The 17,303-nt window shown below is 77.0% G+C and carries 12 protein-coding genes; 7 read left to right on the top strand and 5 right to left on the bottom strand.

Annotated features, from left to right (window positions below):
- Positions 1–152 precede the first annotated feature (152 nt).
- On the bottom strand, positions 153–2,444 hold the full coding sequence (locus MHY85_RS15140) for a bifunctional diguanylate cyclase/phosphodiesterase (protein WP_239197731.1): 2,292 nt from the start codon (positions 2,442–2,444) through the stop codon (positions 153–155).
- 106 nt (positions 2,445–2,550) lie between these two features.
- Here MHY85_RS15140 and MHY85_RS15135 point away from each other — a divergent pair, with 106 nt between their 5' ends.
- Positions 2,551–3,117, top strand: coding sequence for a dihydrofolate reductase family protein (locus tag MHY85_RS15135; protein ID WP_239197729.1), 567 nt, complete (start codon positions 2,551–2,553; stop codon positions 3,115–3,117).
- A gap of 92 nt (positions 3,118–3,209) precedes the next feature.
- On the top strand, positions 3,210–3,404 hold the full coding sequence (locus MHY85_RS15130; RefSeq protein WP_239197727.1) for a hypothetical protein: 195 nt from the start codon (positions 3,210–3,212) through the stop codon (positions 3,402–3,404).
- A 64-nt stretch (positions 3,405–3,468) separates the two neighbouring features.
- On the opposite strand, the gene solA is transcribed toward MHY85_RS15130, so the two are convergent.
- Together solA and MHY85_RS15120 are read right to left on the bottom strand one after the other, a co-directional pair.
- Positions 3,469–4,647, bottom strand: coding sequence for an N-methyl-L-tryptophan oxidase (gene solA / locus MHY85_RS15125; protein WP_239197725.1), 1,179 nt, complete (start codon positions 4,645–4,647; stop codon positions 3,469–3,471).
- A 78-nt stretch (positions 4,648–4,725) separates the two neighbouring features.
- A complete protein-coding gene (locus MHY85_RS15120) occupies positions 4,726–5,739 on the bottom strand; it encodes a PfkB family carbohydrate kinase (protein WP_239197723.1) in 1,014 nt (337 codons plus the stop codon).
- 369 nt (positions 5,740–6,108) lie between these two features.
- Here MHY85_RS15120 and MHY85_RS15115 point away from each other — a divergent pair, with 369 nt between their 5' ends.
- The 5 genes from MHY85_RS15115 to MHY85_RS15095 are packed head-to-tail and all read left to right on the top strand — an operon-like array spanning position 6,109 to position 15,100.
- A complete protein-coding gene (locus MHY85_RS15115; protein WP_239197721.1) occupies positions 6,109–7,446 on the top strand; it encodes an ABC transporter substrate-binding protein in 1,338 nt (445 codons plus the stop codon).
- 4 nt (positions 7,447–7,450) lie between these two features.
- Positions 7,451–8,395, top strand: coding sequence for a carbohydrate ABC transporter permease (locus tag MHY85_RS15110; RefSeq protein ID WP_239197719.1), 945 nt, complete (start codon positions 7,451–7,453; stop codon positions 8,393–8,395).
- Positions 8,392–9,309 carry a carbohydrate ABC transporter permease gene (locus MHY85_RS15105; protein ID WP_239197717.1) on the top strand — a complete coding sequence of 306 codons (918 nt, stop codon included), beginning with the start codon at positions 8,392–8,394 and terminating at the stop codon, positions 9,307–9,309. The genes MHY85_RS15110 and MHY85_RS15105 overlap by 4 nt, the downstream gene beginning before the upstream one ends.
- Complete coding sequence (locus MHY85_RS15100) at positions 9,306–13,970, top strand: alpha-galactosidase (RefSeq protein WP_239197715.1); 4,665 nt, start codon at positions 9,306–9,308, stop codon at positions 13,968–13,970. Before MHY85_RS15105 ends, MHY85_RS15100 begins: the two co-directional genes overlap by 4 nt.
- A 17-nt stretch (positions 13,971–13,987) precedes the next feature.
- The gene (locus MHY85_RS15095; RefSeq protein WP_239197713.1) at positions 13,988–15,100 is read left to right on the top strand and encodes a LacI family DNA-binding transcriptional regulator; all 1,113 of its coding nucleotides are present in this window, start codon (positions 13,988–13,990) and stop codon (positions 15,098–15,100) included.
- Here MHY85_RS15095 and MHY85_RS15090 read toward each other — a convergent pair.
- Both MHY85_RS15090 and MHY85_RS15085 read right to left on the bottom strand, forming a co-directional pair.
- A complete protein-coding gene (locus MHY85_RS15090) occupies positions 15,085–15,453 on the bottom strand; it encodes a hypothetical protein (protein ID WP_239197711.1) in 369 nt (122 codons plus the stop codon). The two genes, MHY85_RS15095 and MHY85_RS15090, sit on opposite strands and share 16 nt — an antisense overlap.
- A 142-nt stretch (positions 15,454–15,595) precedes the next feature.
- On the bottom strand, positions 15,596–17,218 hold the full coding sequence (locus MHY85_RS15085; RefSeq protein ID WP_239197709.1) for an alpha/beta-hydrolase family protein: 1,623 nt from the start codon (positions 17,216–17,218) through the stop codon (positions 15,596–15,598).
- Positions 17,219–17,303 lie beyond the last annotated feature (85 nt).

Below are 17,303 nucleotides of genomic sequence, written 5' to 3'. Positions count from 1 at the left end.
CAGCACCGGTCGCGCCAGCGCCCCCACGGGCGCGGCGGCGACGCCGGGGGCGGGCGCGGCCGAGGCGCGCTGACCGGGTCCGATCCCCGCCGGGTCCTCGCGAGCCCACCCGATCCGTCGGGGGCCCGCGGGGACCGGTGGGTCCGCGGCCGCTACGCCCCGACCGCCGCCGCGCGCCCCGCATCGTCCCGGGCGCGCAGCCAGGCGTCCGCGTCGGCCGGCGGCATCGGCCGGCCGTGCAGGTACCCCTGGGTGCGGTCGCAGCCCATGCGGCGCAGCGCCTCGTCGGTCGCGGCGTCCTCGACGCCCTCGGCGATGAGCCGCAGCCCGAGGTGGTGCGCGAGCTCGAGCGTCCCGGACACGATGGCCCGGGTGCGCGCGTCGGTGGTCAGCCGGGCGGTGAACGACCGGTCGAGCTTGAGCTCGCCCGCGGGCAGCTCGTTGAGGTACGTCAGCGACGAGTAGCCCGAGCCGTAGTCGTCGATCGCCAGCCCGATGCCGCGGTCCGCGATCGCCCGGGTCACCGCCACGGCGTGCGGCGGGTCGTGCATGAGCGTCGTCTCGGTGATCTCGACCACCAGGCCCGACGCCCGCAGCCCCGCGGCGGCGAGCGCGCCGTCGAGCGTCCCGAGCAGCCGGGGGTGGGCCAGGCAGGACGTCGACAGGTTCACCGCCACCGGGAGGTCGCGGCCCTCGTCCTGCCACCGGGCGGCCGTCCGGGTCGCCAGCGCGAGCACCCGCTCGGTGAGGGCGAACATCGACCCGGTCTGCTCGGCCAGGTCGACGAACGCCGCCGGGGGCAGCAGGCCGCGCTCCGGGTGCGCCCAGCGGACCAGCGCCTCCATGCCGACCACCCGGCCGTCCGCGCAGTCGAGCTGCGGCTGGTAGTGCAGCTCCAGGGCGCCGTGCCGGTCGTCGCCCTCACCCGCGGACAGCAGGGCACGCAGCTCGTCGGCCAGGGCCATCTCGTCGCGGTCGCGCGCGTCGGCCGCCTCGTCGTAGACCCGCACGCCGCCCCCGGCCCGCTTGGCCGCGTACATCGCGGTGTCGGCCCAGCGCACCAGCTCCCCGTCCCGGTGGTCGCCGAACGCGGTGCTCGCGACCCCGATGCTCGCGTCCAGCCGGACCACCCGGCCGGTGACCTCGATCGGCTCGCGGACGGCGTCGCGCAGCGCGTGCGCCACCGCCGTCGCCCGCCCGACGTCGTGGTGGTCGAGCACCACGCCGAACTCGTCGCCCCCGAACCGCGCGAGCAGCGCCCTGCCGTCCAGGCGGCCCTGGAGCCGCCGGCTGACGGTCCGGATCACGGCGTCGCCCGCGGGGTGGCCGTACCGGTCGTTGACGTCCTTGAACCGGTCGAGGTCGATGACCAGCAGCGCCGCGCCGGTCCGGGCCGCGGCGAACCGGTCGGCCACCTCCAGCATGGCGCGGCGGTTGGCCACGCCGGTGAGCGGGTCGGTGCGCGCCTCCTTGCGGGTGGCGGCCAGCGCCGCGAGCTCGCTCGCGGTGCGGAGCAGCTGGGCGCACCCGCCGGCGACCCCCGCCGCGGCGAGCAGCGCGACCCACGGGGTGCCCGCCGGGCGGAGGCTGTCCAGCACCAGGACCACGGTGCTCGCGGCGATCGCGATCATCGCGCAGGTCGTCACCACCAGCGTCGACGCGAAGTGGCCCCGCAGCGGCGGCGGCTTGATCGCGCCCGCGCGCGCGGTGACCAGGGTCAGGGCGGCCCAGCAGACGACGGCGGGCACCGCCGGCGCGCCGGATGCCGGGAGCCACGCGAGCAGCACCAGCTCGACCGCGGCCATCGACCCGAGCCCCGTCATGAGCAGCCAGGCGCGCGGGTCGTCCCGCAGCCCGCCCAGCACGGTCACGACCAGGGTCATCACCGCCAGCACGATCAGCACCGCGGCCCGGAGCAGGTGCCCCTCGGCGGCCCAGCCCGGCCCGTCGGCCGGCAGCACGCCGACGGCCACCGCCCAGACCAGCAGCGCGACCGTCCCGAGCGTCGACCCGGCGAAGTTGACCCAGTCGACCGGGTGCACGGCCGACGTCCGGAACCGGTTCCAGCTCAGCATGCCCTGGTGCGCGCACAGCACCGCGACGACGCCGCCGACGGTGAGCCCGAGCCCGCGGAGGTCGTCCGCCGCGGCGCCGCGCCCGGCCAGGTCCACCGCCGACTCCACGGCGAGACCCGCGGCGACCGCGATGACCGACCGGCCGCACCACCGCCACAGCCCCCGCTCCTCGAGCGAGCGGATCGGGCCCTGCTGCCGCAGCACCACGCCCGCCGACACCGCCGCCAGCACGCCGCCCGCCGCGCTGAGCCCGGCCACCCCCGTCGCGCCCTCGACGACGGCCAGCACGGCGACCAGCACCGCGGGGCCCAGCAGCAGCGGACCGGGCGGCAGCACGCGGCGCCGCGGCGGTGCGATCGTGGAGGGCATCACCGAAGACATCGGCGCGCCGGACCGCCAGCCGAGCCGTGCGCCCGGAGTTCACCCGCCGCAGTACCCCCTCGCCCCCGCGAGGGGGTACCCCTACGGTGGGGCGATGGGGCGGCTGATCTACTCGATGTTCACCTCGCTCGACGGGTACGCGGCGGACGCGTCGGGCAGCAGCGACTGGGGCGGGGCGCTGGACCCGGCGCTGCACGACTTCATCTCCGAGCAGACGCGGTCGGTCGGCACGTACCTCTACGGCCGCCGGATGTACGAGACGATGTCGTTCTGGGAGACCGCGCTCGAGGCGCCCGACCCGCCCGCGTTCGTCCGGACCTACGCCGAGGTCTGGCAGGCGGCCGACAAGGTGGTCTACTCCACGACGCTCCGGGAGCCCACGACGGCGCGGACGGCCGTCGAGCGGTCGTTCGACCCGGGAGCGGTGCGCGCGTGGGTGTCGGGGCTCGACCACGACGTGACCGTCGACGGGCCGACGCTCGCGGCGCACGCGCTGCGCGCGGGGATCGTCGACGAGGTGCAGCCGTACCTCGCGCCGGTGTCGGTCGGGGGCGGCCTGCGGTTCTGGCCCGAGGACGTCCCGCTCGACCTGGAGCTCCTGGAGCAGCGCGGGTTCGGCAACGGGACCCTCTGGCTGCGCTACGCGGTGCGCCGCGGCTGACCGGCGCGCGGCCGGCGCCCCGCGGGTGGTTGACGGCCCCGTCGCCCGCGCGGGACCGTGGGCGCACCGGTCCAGGGGAGGGGGCGACGACGATGTCGCTGCGGTGCACGGTCGGACGGCACGCCTGGCGCGTGCGGCGGAACCCGGAGAAGGGTGGCGTCGACGCGCTGTACGAGGTCTGCGCCCGCTGCGGGCGGGACCGGCCCGTCTTCGACCGGGCCGACGGCAGCGGCCTGGCCGTGCTCGGGCTCGGCGGCACGGCGGGTCCGGGGGCCGGTCCGGCCTGAGCGGCTCGCCCGCGCCCCGCGCCGGCCGGCGGTGTTCCCGCGCGGCCCGCCGCGGCCCGCCGCGTCAGGCGTGCAGGCCGAAGTCCGCGGCGTACCCCGGGTCGGTGATCGCGGGCCGCGTCAGCGCGAACGCCGCGATGTCGTGCGCCGTCGAACCCGCGGTGACGAGGTCGGCGAGCACGGAGCCGACCAGGCTCGCGAACTTGCCGCCGTGCCCCGCGCCGTTGAACACGGCGACGTGCGGGTGGCCGGGCACGGTGTCGAGCACGAACTCGCGGTCGGGCGGCATGTCGTAGACGCACACCGCGCTGCGCAGCGCGGGCCCGGCCGCCGCCGGCAGGTGCCGCGCGAGGAACTCCCGGGAGCGCTCGGTGGTCGCCGGGTCGGGGCGGTGCGTGCGGCCCTCGCTGGTGACGAAGTGCCCGCGCATGTCCCGGGCGATCTTGACACCCGCCTCGCCGTACACCGGGAAGCCGTACATCACCTCGTCGCCGTGCCAGACCCAGATCGGGAACCGCTCGGGCGTGAAGTCGGTGAGCCGGGACGACGCGACGTAGTCGACCTGCTCCTCGGACAGCGTCAGCCGGAAGTCGAGCCCGAGGTCCGGCATCAGGTCGCCGAGCCAGGACGCCGCGGCGACGACCAGCCCACCCGCCTCCACGTCGCCCGCGGACGTGCGGACGGTGACCCCGCCCTCGCGGAGGTCGACGCCGGTGACCCGGGTGTGCGGCCAGAACTCGACGCCCGCGGCCAGCGCGAGCGAGGTGTGCGCCGACACGGACCGCCGGATGTCGATCAGCCCCGCATCCGCCTGGTGCAGCGCCGTGGTGCCGTCCGGGACCTGCCACTGCGGGTACCGGGCGCGCAGGTCGGCGGTCGACAGGTCCTCGAACCGCGCGCCGCCGGCGGTCATCGCGTCGCGGAAGACGGCGAGCCGGTCCGCGCCGTCCGGGCTCGGCGGGGCGAGGTCGAGCCCGCCGGTGCGGGTGAACACCCGCAGGCCGGACTCCTGCTCCACCCGGTCCCACGCGGCGAACATGGCGTCGGTCAGGCGGACGTACTCGGGCCGGTGGTAGGACCGCCGGATGATCCGCGAGTGGTCGCCGGACGAGCCGAGCGAGTTGACCAGGTCGAACTGCTCGACGACGAGCACCCGCTCGGCGCCCGCCCGGGCGAGCCAGTAGGCGGCGGCCGAGCCGACGGCCCCGGCCCCGATCACGACGTGCGAGTAGGTGCGTGCCACCCGCCGCACGCTAGCCCGAGGGCGCGCGGCGGTCGACGGGCGTCCACGGGCCGCGCCGAGGTTGCGCGCCGGGCCGGGTCAGGCGCGCCCCGCGGCCTCGGCGGCCTCGGCGGCGAGCGTCCCCGGGTCCAGGTCCGGCCGTCCGCCCGGGTGGCCCACCGTGCGGCGCGCCGCGACCGCCGCCCACCACGCCGCCTCGGCCGGGCTGCGTCCGGTGGCGAGCGCCACGGCGAGCGCGGCTGTCGACGCGTCGCCCGCGCCGGTCGGGTCGGCCGGGTCGTCGCCGAGGAGCGGGGTCACGACGTGCCCGCCCGGCCAGGCGACGACGTCCCCCTCCGGCCCTGCGGCGAGCCGCACCGCGCGCGCACCGCGGCCGACGAGGTCCGCGGCGGCGGCGAGCGCGTCGTCGACCCCGCGCACCGGCCGCCCGGCGAGCGTCGCGGCCTCCTCGGCGTCGGCCCGCAGCACGGCCCCCGCGGCGAGCAGCTCCGCGACGAGCGCGGCGTCGTCGCCCGCCCCGTCGGCGACGAGCAGGGGGCCGGCCGAGTCCGGGGGCCTGCCGCCCGGCGCCCCGCGCGGTCCCTCGTCCTCACCCGGGCCGCTGGGCCGCGGGGCGAGGAGGCGGAGCGCGGCGCGGACCGCGTCGGCCGGCTGCTGCAGCTGGAGCAGGACCGCGTCGGCCGCGCGCAACCGCTCGGCGGACGCCTCGACGTCCGCGGGCGTGAGGAGGACGGACGGCTCGACGTGCTCGAGCAGCCGGCGCTCGCCCGGCGGACCCACGACGTCGACCAGCAGGGCGGTCCGCGCCGCCGCGCGCACCACGACCCCGCCGACGTCGAGCGTTGCCGCCCGCGCCTCGTCCAGCACCAGGCGACCCGCGGGGTCGTCGCCGACCACGCCGACCAGGGCCGCCGCGGCCCCGAGCTGCCGGCACGCGCGCGCCTGGTTCGCGCCCTTGCCGCCGAGCAGCTCGGAGCGCCCCCTGACGTCGGCCGAGCCGCCGGCGTCCGGGACCCCGTCGACCGTCAGCACCAGGTCCCGCCCGACCTGCCCGACCACCACGACGCGCACGCCGCCCGCACCCGCACCCATGCCGCCAGCCTGGCCCGCCGCACCCGCACCCGCACCCGCACCCGCACCCGCACCCGCGCCGCGCGTCCTCCGCCGAGAGGGCAACTCTCGGCTGCAGGAGGGCGCTCCCCGCCAGCCGAGAGTTGCCCTCACGACGGGGCGGAGAGGGCGGAGGAGGCGTGGTGAGGGGGTGCGAGGAGGGTGTCGCGTCGACGTCCGGTGGGCGGTCTTGTCGGCCCCCGTTCGGCCTGATAGCGTTATCACGCCGCGTGATAGCGATTTCACAGACGCGCAAGGGCGACCCCCCAGCGTCCCGCGGCCCGGCCGGTGCCTCCAGCGACGGACGCAGCCGGCGAGTGCCTCGACAACGATGACGACGGACGGAGAACCATGCGCGCGACCCGATCTGCCCGGACGCTGGCCGTAGCGGCCGCGGCGGGCGCCGCCCTGCTGCTGACCAGCTGCGCCGGCGGCGACCTCACCAGCAGCAGCGGCAGCGAGGGCGGCGACGACGCCGCCACGACCTGGAACGACGCCACGGCGGACCTGTCCGGCGTGACGATCACCTTCGGCGGCGGCACCGCCGGCGGGCCCCTGGACGGCGCCATCGAGGCGTTCCAGGAGGAGACGGGCGCGACGATCGAGCGCGTCACGTACCCGGACCCCTACGAGCAGAACCTGCAGACCCGCGTGGCCACGGGCGACATCCCGGACCTCGCGTCGTGGCAGCCGACCACCAGCATGCTGACGGCGCTGCAGGCGCCGGCGAACCTGCTGCCGCTCGACGACGCCCCGTGGCTCGACGCGATGGACCCCGCGGTGCGCGACATCGCCGGCTTCGTGGACGGCACGCGGTACGCGGCGATCGTGTCCTCGCCGTCGGTGATGGGCGTCTACTACAACAAGGCGGTCTTCGCGCAGTACGGCATCACGGAGCTGCCGCAGAGCTGGGACGAGATGCTCGACGTCGCCCGCACCGTCCAGGCCGGCGGGGGCACCGCGTTCGTCGAGGCGGGCGGTGCGCAGTGGCCGACCCAGTGGGCGGTGCAGATGCAGCTCGCCGAGGCGGCCCAGGACGGGCTGTGGGACGAGGTGAACGCGGGGGAGACGGCGTTCACGGACAGCCCGATCATCGACGCCATCACGACGTACCAGGGCATGGTCGACGAGGGCCTGTACAACGACGACCTGCGGACGGCGACGTTCGAGGACCAGTCGGCGCACCTGTTCGCCGGCGAGGGGGCGATGGCGCTCCAGGTGAACGCGCTGCTGGAGCAGCTGCTCACCCAGTACGACGCGCAGCAGATCGACGACACGCTCGGCTGGTTCCCGATCTCGACGGACGGCACGGTGGCCACGACGATCCCGGACAACAAGAACGGCATCGTCGCGTTCAAGACCGGCGACGCGGAGCGCGAGGCCGCCGCCAAGCAGTTCCTCACGTTCCTGATGACCGACTACTACCCGACCTACATCGAGGACGGCGGCCTGGTGTCGATCGAGACGGACGTCCCGAACCCGGACACGGTCCCGCAGCTGGCTCAGGACATCGCGGCCTCGCTCGGCGACTCGGTGGGCTCGATGCAGTCGCTCGCCATCGCCAACCCCGACCTGTACATCAACCTGGCGTCGCTGCTGTACGGCGAGATGACGCCGGAGCAGGTCGCCGAGGCGACGCAGCAGCAGTTCGCGCAGCTCGCCCAGGCCCAGGGCGCCGAGGGCTTCTGAGCCGATGGCGACCACCGCACCCGCGCCCGCCCGGACCGCGCACGCCGCGTCCGGGCGGGCCGCGGCCCCGGCCCCGCGCCGGCGCCGCGCCGTCTCGTACCCGTCCTGGATGCTGTGGCCGGCGTTCGCCGCGCTGCTGGTGTTCTTCCTGGTGCCGACGCTGCTGAACTTCGTCTACGCGTTCACCGACTGGTCGGCCTTCAAGCAGGGCTTCGGCTTCGTCGGCGCCCAGAACTTCCAGCGCCTGTTCGCCGACGGGTCGCTGCTGTCGTCGCTGCGGGTGACGCTCGTCTGGGCGGTGCTGGTCGCGCTGCTGCAGAACGGGTTCGGCTTCGTGCTCGCCCTGCTGCTGGAGGGCGACACCCGGGTCAACCGGGGCGCGCGGATCGTGTTCTTCCTGCCGGTGCTGCTGTCGCCGCTGGCCGTCGGCTACGTGTTCCAGGCGCTGCTGCGTCCGGACGGCGCGCTGAACGGCGTCCTCGGCGCGCTGACCGGCACCGACGTGTCGATCGCGTGGCTCGGCAGCACGACCTGGACGATCGTCGTGGTGTCGGTGGTGCAGGCCTGGAAGTGGATGGGGCTGTCGATGCTGATCTTCATGGCCGGCCTGAAGACGATGCCGACCGACGTGCTGGAGGCCGCGCGGATCGACGGGGCGTCGTGGTGGCGGACGCTGTGGAGCGTCCGGTTCCCGCTGCTCGCCCCCGCGGTGACGTTCAACGTGGCGACCGCGCTGCTCGGCTCCATGAACGGCTTCGACACCGCGACCGCGCTGACCAACGGCGGCCCCGCCCGCAGCACCGAGCTGCTCAACATCTTCATCTTCCGCACGTTCGGCCAGGGCCTGTACGCCCAGGCCACGACGATGAGCCTGGTGCTGTTCCTGACCGTGGTGATCGTCGCGCTGCCCGTGATCCTGTACCTGCGCCGCCGGGAGAACGTCCTGTGACCGCCACGCCCGCCACCCTGGCCGCGCCCGCGGCCCGCGCCGCCCGGCGCGCCACCCGCGCACGCCGTCCCGGCGGCCCCGGCGCCGGCCGCCGCACCGCCGGCCGCGCCCTGCACGACGTCGTCGTGGTGCTGCTCGCCGCGGTCGTCGTCGGCGTGCCGCTCTGGCTCGTCCTCGTCACCGCGTCCAAGACCACCGCCGAGGCCGCACGCCCCGACCTGAGCCTGCCGACCGAGTTCGCCCTCGGCGACAACCTGCGGCAGGTGGTCGACCAGGGCGAGGTGCTGCTCGCGCTCGGCGGCAGCCTGCTGGTGACCGTGCCGGCCGTCGTCCTGCTGCTGGTGCTCGGCTCGGCCGCCTCCTGGGTGCTCGCCCGGCGCACCGGCCGGTGGAACGCCGTCCTCTACACGGTCGGCATCTCGAGCATCGTGCTGCCACCCGCCGTGATCACCACCGTGCTCACCGTCCGGAGCCTCGGCCTGCAGGGCACGGCGCCCGGCATGGTGGGCGTCTACACCGGCATGTTCATGGGCACGGTGATCTTCTTCGTCACCGGGTTCGCGCGGAACCTGCCGATCGAGCTGGAGGAGGCCGCCCGCCTGGACGGCACGACGCCGTTCCAGCTGTTCACCCGGATCGTGCTGCCGATGCTGCGCCCGGTGATCGCGACCGCCGCCATCCTGACCACGCTGTCCATCTGGAACGAGGTCTTCTACACGTTCTTCGTGCTCGGCGGCGGGGACACCACCACGCTGCCCCTGAACCTGTACAAGGTGGCCAGCGCGGCCCAGTACGTCAACAACTGGAACCTGATCTTCGCCTACGTGGTCCTCATGAGCCTGCCCATGATCATCGTGTTCGCCGTCGCCCAGCGGCGGATCATCTCCGGCGTCACCTCGGGGGCGGTCAAGTGAGCGCCGACCTGAGCCCCGCCGCCGTGGCCGCCGGGACCGTCACCCTGGCCAACGACCTGGTCGAGGTCGTCCTCGCGCACGCGCCCGGCGCGCCGGTCCGGGTGCTGCGCCTCGGCGCCCCCGGGCAGGCGTACGACCTGCCCGGGTCGCAGCCCGCTGTCGAGGTGGTCACCGTCGACGCGGGCCGGACGCCCGCCGCGGACCGGCTGTCCGGCGGCACGGTGAGCGCCCGGCTGCGGTACGCCGGGCACCGGCTGGACCGGGACGGCGACCGCCAGGTGCTGCTCGTCGACCAGGCGGAGGAGGGCGGGTCGCTGCGGGTCCTGCTGCGGCTGGAGCTCTGGGACGGCGTCGCCGCGGTGCGCGCCCGGGCGACCACCGCCGTGGCCGCCGCAGCCGCCGGCCCGCGGCGGCTGCTCGCCGTCGCCCCCCTCGCGCTCGCGGTGGGGGCCGGCGGCACCGGCGACCCCGACGCGCTGGAGATCAGCCTGGCCGAGAACCAGTGGGTCGGCGAGAGCCGGTGGCGCACCCTGCCGCTGCGCGCGGCCGGGGTCCCCGACGTCCGGGTCGCCGCCCACGGCGGCGCGCGGGGCACGCTGTCCCGGGCCTCGCGCGGCCTGTGGTCCACGGGCGACGCGCAGCCGGTCGGGGTGCTCGCGGCGCGCGGCGGCGCTGCCCCCGGCGGCCCGGGGGCCTGGGCCTGGCAGGTCGAGTCGACCGCCGGCTGGCGCTGGGAGGTCGGCGAGCACGTGGCCGGCGCGTACCTGGCGCTGTCCGGCCCGACCGACCTCGACCACGGCTGGAGCCGCGTGCTGGAGCCCGGCGAGGAGCACGTCTCCCCGGCGGTCGCCGTCGCCGTGGGCGCCGACCTGGACGCCGCCGCGGCCGGGCTGACCGGCGTGCGGCGGGCGGTCCGCCGCCCGCACGCGGACAGCACGGGGCTGCGGGTCGTGTTCAACGACTACATGAACACCCTGATGGGCGACCCGACGACCGAGAAGGTGCGGCCGCTGGTGGACGCCGCGGCCGACGCGGGCGCCGAGGTGTTCTGCATCGACTGCGGGTGGTACGACGACACGGACGGCTGGTGGTGGAGCGTCGGCGCCTGGCAGCCGTCGACCACCCGGTTCCCCGGGGGTGGGCTCCAGGCCCTGCTCGACCACATCGCCGACCGCGGCCTCGTGCCGGGCCTGTGGCTGGAGCCCGAGGTGGTCGGCGTGACCAGCCCCGTCGCCGACCTGCTGCCCGCGGACGCGTTCCTGCAGCGCAACGGCGAGCGGCTGGTCGAGCACGGCCGGTACCACCTGGACCTGCGGCACCCCGCGGCCCGCGCGCACCTGGACGAGGCCGTGGACCGGCTGGTCGCGATGGGCGTCGGGTTCTTCAAGCTGGACTACAACGTGAACCCGGTCGCCGGGACGGACGTGGGGTCGGACAGCCCGGCGGACGGCCTGGTCGGGCACGCCGCGGCGCACCGCGCCTGGCTCGAGGGGGTCCTCGAGCGGCACCCGTCGCTGATCCTGGAGAACTGCTCCTCGGGCGCGATGCGGGCCGACCCCGAGCTGCTCCGGCTGCTGCCGCTGCAGTCGACCTCGGACCAGCAGGACCCGCTGGCGTACCCGCCGATCGCGGCGTCGGCGCCGCTGGCGATGCTGCCCGAGCAGGCCGGCAGCTGGGCATACCCGCAGCCGGAGATGTCCGACGAGGGCATCGCGTTCACGCTGTGCACGGGGATGCTCGGCCGGATGTACCTGTCGGGCCGCCTCGACGCGATGTCGCCGGCGCAGCGCTCGCTCGTCGCCGAGGCGGTGGCCGCGCACAAGCGGCTGCGGGGCGACGTCGCGACCGGCCACGCGCGGTGGCCGCTCGGCGTCGAGCAGTGGTCCGCGCCCTGGGTCGCGGCGGCGGTCGACGCTCCCGACGCCACCCACCTCACCCTCTGGCGGCGCCCCGGTGCCCCCTCGACGGTCGAGGTTCCGCTGCCGGAGCACACCGGGCACGACCTGGTCGTCACGACGACGTTCCCGACCCGGCTCGCGGCGTGGGGCGCGACCTGGGACGCCGACCGCGGCGTGCTGGTCGTCGAGGCCGACGGCGACGAGCCGGCCGCGCGGACGCTGCGGCTGACCCGGGGTGCGCCCGTGCAGCGCGCGCGGGTGGACCTCGCGGAGCGCACCGGCGCGGTGCACGGCGGGGCCACCGGCATGCTCTACGGGCTCGTCGACCCCGGCGTCCCGGCGCCCGCGCTGCTGGCAGGCGTCCGCCCGCGGACCGTCGCGCAGAAGTCGCCCGGCGGCCTGCAGCACCCGGGTGGCGACGCCCTGGAGCTGCTCGACGGGTTCGTCGCCGCGGGAGGCGAGGACGTGTACGTCTACGTCCAGGACGCCCTGCGCCGGTGGCCGTACGAGGAGGTCGGCACCGCCGCCTACCTCGACGTGCTGCGGGACGCCGTGCGCGCCACCGCCGGCCACCCGCAGCGGGACCGGCTGGTGTGGGTGCCGTTCAACGAGCCCGACTGGATCTGGTACGCGGACTGGTCCGCCGCGGGCCGCGACCGGTTCCTGGCCGACTGGGACGCGGCGGTCGCGGTGATCCGCGCCGAGCACCCCGGCGGCCGGGTCGCCGGGCCCAACGAGGCGGACTACCACCCGCGCCGGGTCCGGGACGTGCTCACCCACGCGCGGGACCACGGCACGCTGCCGGACGTCGTGTCCTGGCACGAGCTGCAGCCGCGCACGACGGAGACCTACCGGGCGCACCTGGACCACCTGCGGGCGCTGGAGCGCGAGCTCGGGCTGGACCCGCGGCCGGTGAACATCGACGAGTACGGCAACCGGCGGGACATGTCGGTGCCGGCGCCGCTGCTGCTCTGGGCCGAGGCGTTCGAGAGCACCAAGGTCGACGCGGACCTCGCGTACTGGACGCTGGCGGGCAACCTCGACGACCAGGCGGTGGGGGCCGCGCGGCCGAACGCCGGGTGGTGGCTGCTGCACTGGTACGCGTCGCTGCGCGGCGAGACCGTCGCGGCGACCGTGCCGCACCCGGACGTCCGGGACTCGCTGCGGGTGCTCGCGGCGGTCGACGACGCAGGGGCGGCCACCGCCCTCGTCGGGGGCACGGCGGACGACGTCGAGCTCACGGTGACCGGGCTCGCGCCGGGCGCGCGCTACCGGCGGCGGGTCGCGGTCGCGGCCTGGAGCGGCTACCAGGGGGTGCTGGAGCAGCCCCCGGTCGAGGTCGACGACGTGCTGACGGCCGGCCCGGACGGCGTGGCGGTGCTGCGCCTCGGCGGCGGCGACGCGGCGGCGGTGCGCCGGGTGGACCTGGTGCCCGCGGGGCGCGCGGGGGGCGCGGGGCACGCACGGGACGCCGCGGGCGCGCCGGCGGCGGGCGACCCGGCGGGCGACCCGCCGGGTCCCTGGCAGGTCACCGTCGGCGTCGACCCCGGCCGGGTGTCCGACGGTGTGCTGGTCCGGCACGGCGACGACCCGCAGCACTACCACGGGAGCGGGCCGGTGTCCGTGCTGGCGCTCGCGCCCGGGTCGGGCCGGGTGGCGTTCGAGGTGGTCGTGCCCGCGGCCGGGGACCACGCGGTCGGGCTCGGCTACGGCACCGCCGGGGTGCCCGGTCGCGCCGAGCTGCGCGTCGACGGGGGAGCGCCGGTCGCGCTGGACCTCCCGGCGACGCTGGAGCCGCGGTACACCGGGCGGGCGGACGTCGTCCTGCCGCTGGCCGCGGGCGTGCGCACGGTGGAGGTCCGGGGCGCCGGGGACGCGGCGCTCGCGGTCGACCACCTGCGGGTGCGGGCCGTGCGGCCCGGGGCCGTCCGGTACGACGCGGTGCTCGCCCGCCGGTCCGCCGGCTGCCGGGCGGCGGGCGCCTGGGCCGTGGCGGTGCCGCCGGGGGAGCGGCTGACGTTCTTCGTCGTGGCGGAGCGGGCGGGGGCGCACGCGGTGCGCGTCGTGCCCGCGCCCGGCGGGACGGGGCCCGGCGGGACGGAACCCGGCGGGACGTCGCCGGGCGGGGCGCTGCCCGGCGCGGTCGCCCCGACGGTGCTCGTCGACGGCCGCCCCGTCCCCGACGGCGCCGCGGTGGCGCTGTCCGCCGGGGTGGTGCAGGTCGAGGTCCTGGCCGCCGCCGGGCCGCTCGCGGTGGCGGCGCTGTCCGTCGAGCCGGTCGGGGACGCCCCGGCGCTCGCGGCCGGGGCGGCGGACCTGGCGCTGCGCGGCGGCGCGCGGCTCGCGCCGGGGGCACCGGCGGCGGTCGTCGGCCTGACCGGGGACGGCGCGGCGGCGCTGGACGTCGCGGCCCTGCCCGCGGGCGAGTACCTCGTCACCCTGACCGCGGCGAACGCCCACCGGCTCTCCGGCCACGAGTACAACACCGACGCCGTCGTGCAGCACGTGCGGGTCGGTCAGCCCGGCGCCGAGGTCGTGGTGCCCGTGCACCACACCGTGCACGACGACGCGCCGGACGAGGTCGGTGCGGTCGTGGTGCTCGCGCCCGACGCCGGCCCCCTGGTCGTCGCCGGCGCACCCGGGCGTCCGGGACCCGGCGCGCGGCTGGTGGCGGTCGCGGTGCGGCCGTGGCTCTCGGAGGCGCCCGACCGGACCCCGGAACCGGCTCCCACCGGCGCGGACGCTGGAGGTGCGCGCGGGTGACCGGCCACGATGGGGTCATGACCGGGACGGAGCTCGTCGAGGACGACGGCGGCGCGCGGGGGGCGCGCGCCCGGGCCGCCGTGCCCTCGGCCGCCTCCCCGGCCGCGGTCCCGGCCCGCCCCGCGAGCATCAGCGACGTCGCCCGCGCCGCCGGGGTCTCGGTGCCGACCGTGTCGCGGGTCCTCACCGGCGCGGCGCGGGTCAGCCCGGAGCGCCGGCAGCGGGTGCTCGACGCGATCGAGGCGCTCCGCTACCGGCCGAGCGCCACGGCCCGCGCGCTGGTCTCCGGCCGCCGGGACCAGGTCGCGGTGATGACCTCCGAGACGGCGGTGCACGGCTACTCGACGACCATCAAGGGCGTGGAGACGGCCGCCCGCTCGGCGGGGCACCCGGTGGTGATCTCGGTGGTCGAGAGCCGGGACCCCGGGGAGGTCGACCGGGCGGTGCAGGTGGCGCTGCAGCTCCCGCTCGCGGGAATCGTCGTGCTCAAGTTCGACGCGGTGGGCGTGGCGGTGCTGGACGCCCTGCCCGCCGACGTCCCCGTGGTCGCCGTCTCCGGGGAGGCCGACGGGCGGTACCCGCAGGTCGTGCTCGACGAGGAGTCGGGCGCGGCGGAGCTGGTGCGCTACCTGCTGGACCTCGGCCACCGGACGGTGCACCACGTCGCGGTGCCCCCGTCGCGCGCCGAGGACGGCCGCACCACGGGCTGGCGCCGGGTGCTCGAGGCCGCGGAGGCACCGGTGCCACCGGTGCGGCTCGCCGACTCGTTCGGCGCCCGGTCCGGGATCGCGATCGGCCGGGACCTGGGCGCCGACCCCGCCGTCACCGCGGTGTTCTGCGGCAACGACGAGGTGGCGATGGGCGTGATCCGCGGGCTCGAGGAGGCCGGCCGCCGGGTGCCCGAGGACGTCAGCGTGGTGGGGTTCGACGACCACCCGCTCGCCGAGGTCTGGCGGCCCGGGCTCACCACCGTGCACCAGGACTTCGAGGCGCTCGGCGAGCGGGCGTTCGGGCTGCTGGCCGCGCAGCTCGCGGGGGACCGGCGGCCCACGCTGTCGTCGGCGCTGCCCTGGCTGGTGCGCCGGGGGAGCGCGGCGCCCCCGGCGGGGGCGGGTCAGCCGCGCAGGTAGCCGTCGAGCCAGTCGAACACCCGCTGCTCGGTGAGCGCGCGGGCGAGCGGCTGGCAGTGGCCGTCCGCACCCTCGGCCGCGGTGAACGGCACCAGGGTCGACACGCCCGGCGTCAGGGCCGCCAGCCGCCGGGACTGCCCGGGCCAGAACTGCTCGCCCTCCGGGTCGGTGATCAGCAGCGGCGTGCTGATCCGGTCCGCGACGTCCGTGACGTCGTACCGGCGCACCTCGCGCAGCGTGGCGGCGTACCCGTCCGCGCCGTAGGGCCGCGCGCGGAACCGCCAGGTCCGGGCCGTGCTCCGGGACAGGCGCATGCCCAGCTCCATGTCGCGGTCGAAGGCGTGGGTCCTCACCGGACCGGGTGCGTGCGGTGGGCGGGCATGGCGGCGTCCTTCCGGGGGCGCGGGCTCGGGTCGTGCCCCCACGCTCCTCCCGACCCCGCGCCGGCCGCCTCATCCGGCGCGGTCGATCCGCGGGGGTCCGCGGCCGCCCGCGTCAGCCGTCGCGCCGGTCCAGCACCGCCCGGACCCGCGCGGTGTCCGCGTCCGACCAGCCGTCGGGCGCGGCGACCGCCACCCAGCCGTCGAGGGTGAGTGCGTCGTAGTTGTGCCCGTGCCCGTCCGGCACCGCCTTGGAGTTCACCAGGTCGAACGTCAGCTGCCAGAAGGTCACCAGCGGGTACCAGGTCATCGTCAGCCCGCCCTCGCCGGTGTGCGGCGCGGCGAGCCAGTCCGGGCGGCTCAGCAGCAGGTCCGGCCCCCACCACACGATCGGGTCGGACGCGTGCTGCAGGTACAGCACCCGCGGGTCCTCCCACGCGGTCGGCGGCGTCGCGATCTGCTCGGTGTCGCCGGCGAACCGCACGAGCAGGCCGCTGGCGTACACCGGCGCGGCGGGGGTGGTGCCCGGGTCGCGGCGGTCCATGAGGGCGTGCCACACCGGGTTGGAGTTGGGCGGGCCGACCCAGAGCACGCCGTCCGTCCGCGCGCGGATGTCCGCGAGCGAGTCGTACGCGCTCTCCGAGCCGTACGAGCCGAGGCTCTCGCCGTAGGCCAGCAGCTCGGGTCGGTCCGCGGGCGGCAGGGCGTCGACCCGCGCCTCGACCGCCGCGGCGAGCGCCCGGGCCTCGTCCGCGGCGCGGGACTTGTCCACCAGGAACGACAGCCAGCTCGGCAGGTAGGAGTACTGCGTCGCGACGGTCGCGGTGTCCCCGCCGTGCATCAGCTCGAGCGCGGACACGGCCGAGTCGTTGACCCAGCCGCTGCCCGTCGTGGTGACGACCAGCAGCACCGCGCGGTCGAACCCGCCGGCGCGCTCCAGGTCCGCCACCGCGAGGTCCGCCCGCTCCTCGGGGGTGCCGGCACTGTCCAGCCCGGCGAACACGCGGACGGGCGTCCTGGTCGCCCCCGTGGTCGACGCAGCGGCGAGCTCCTCGGCGGTCGGGCCCTCGGCGACGAACCGGCGGCCCTCGCGCCCGAGGGTGTCCCACGGCACCAGCGACCCGGGCGACCCGGACCGCTCCGCGGCCCCGGGCTGCGTCACCCCGGGGTGGTCCTCCGTGTTGGCCAGGGCGAACGCGCCGTCCACGGCGGACAGCGCCCGGCCCAGCAGCACGTCGTTGACCAGCACGACGGTCAGCACCGCGAGCAGGACGACCGCCACCGCCCCGGCGAGCAGCCGCGGGAACCGCAGCCACCGCTGCAGGCCGCGCTCGACCCGCAGGCCGACCCAGCGCAGCCCTCGCGCCAGCAGCACGAACGCGGCCGCCACCAGCACGAGCAGCGGCCCGGCGCGCAGCCAGTCGCCGGTGCTCGGGCCGGCCATCCCGATGGCGGCGGTCATCTCACGCTGCCACCGGGCGCCGTTCACCAGCGCCAGGACCAGTCCGGCCACGACGAGCACGGCCAGTGCCGGCAGCCGCCACGGTCGCGCCGCGACCCGCACCCGCGGCGGGACCCGGTGCCGCGCGACCACGACCAGCTGCCGCCAGGCGCGCAGGTGGCGCAGCGCCCAGGCGAGCGCGACCCCGATCCCGTAGCCGAGCGCGCCCGAGATGCCCGACACCAGGGCCTGGAACAGCCAGTCGCGGGGGAGCAGCGACGGCGTCATGGCGAGCATGGCGAGCAGGGTGCCGAGGACGACCCCGGGGACGCTCGGCGGGCGGGGCCGTCCTCGGCACCCTGCTCGCCATGCTCGCCATGAC

The organism is Cellulomonas sp. ACRRI (assembly GCF_022346185.1).
GTDB lineage: Bacteria > Actinomycetota > Actinomycetes > Actinomycetales > Cellulomonadaceae > Cellulomonas.
Note: the sequence above shows the minus strand (reverse complement) of the source record. Positions and strands in the feature narration are given on the sequence as shown.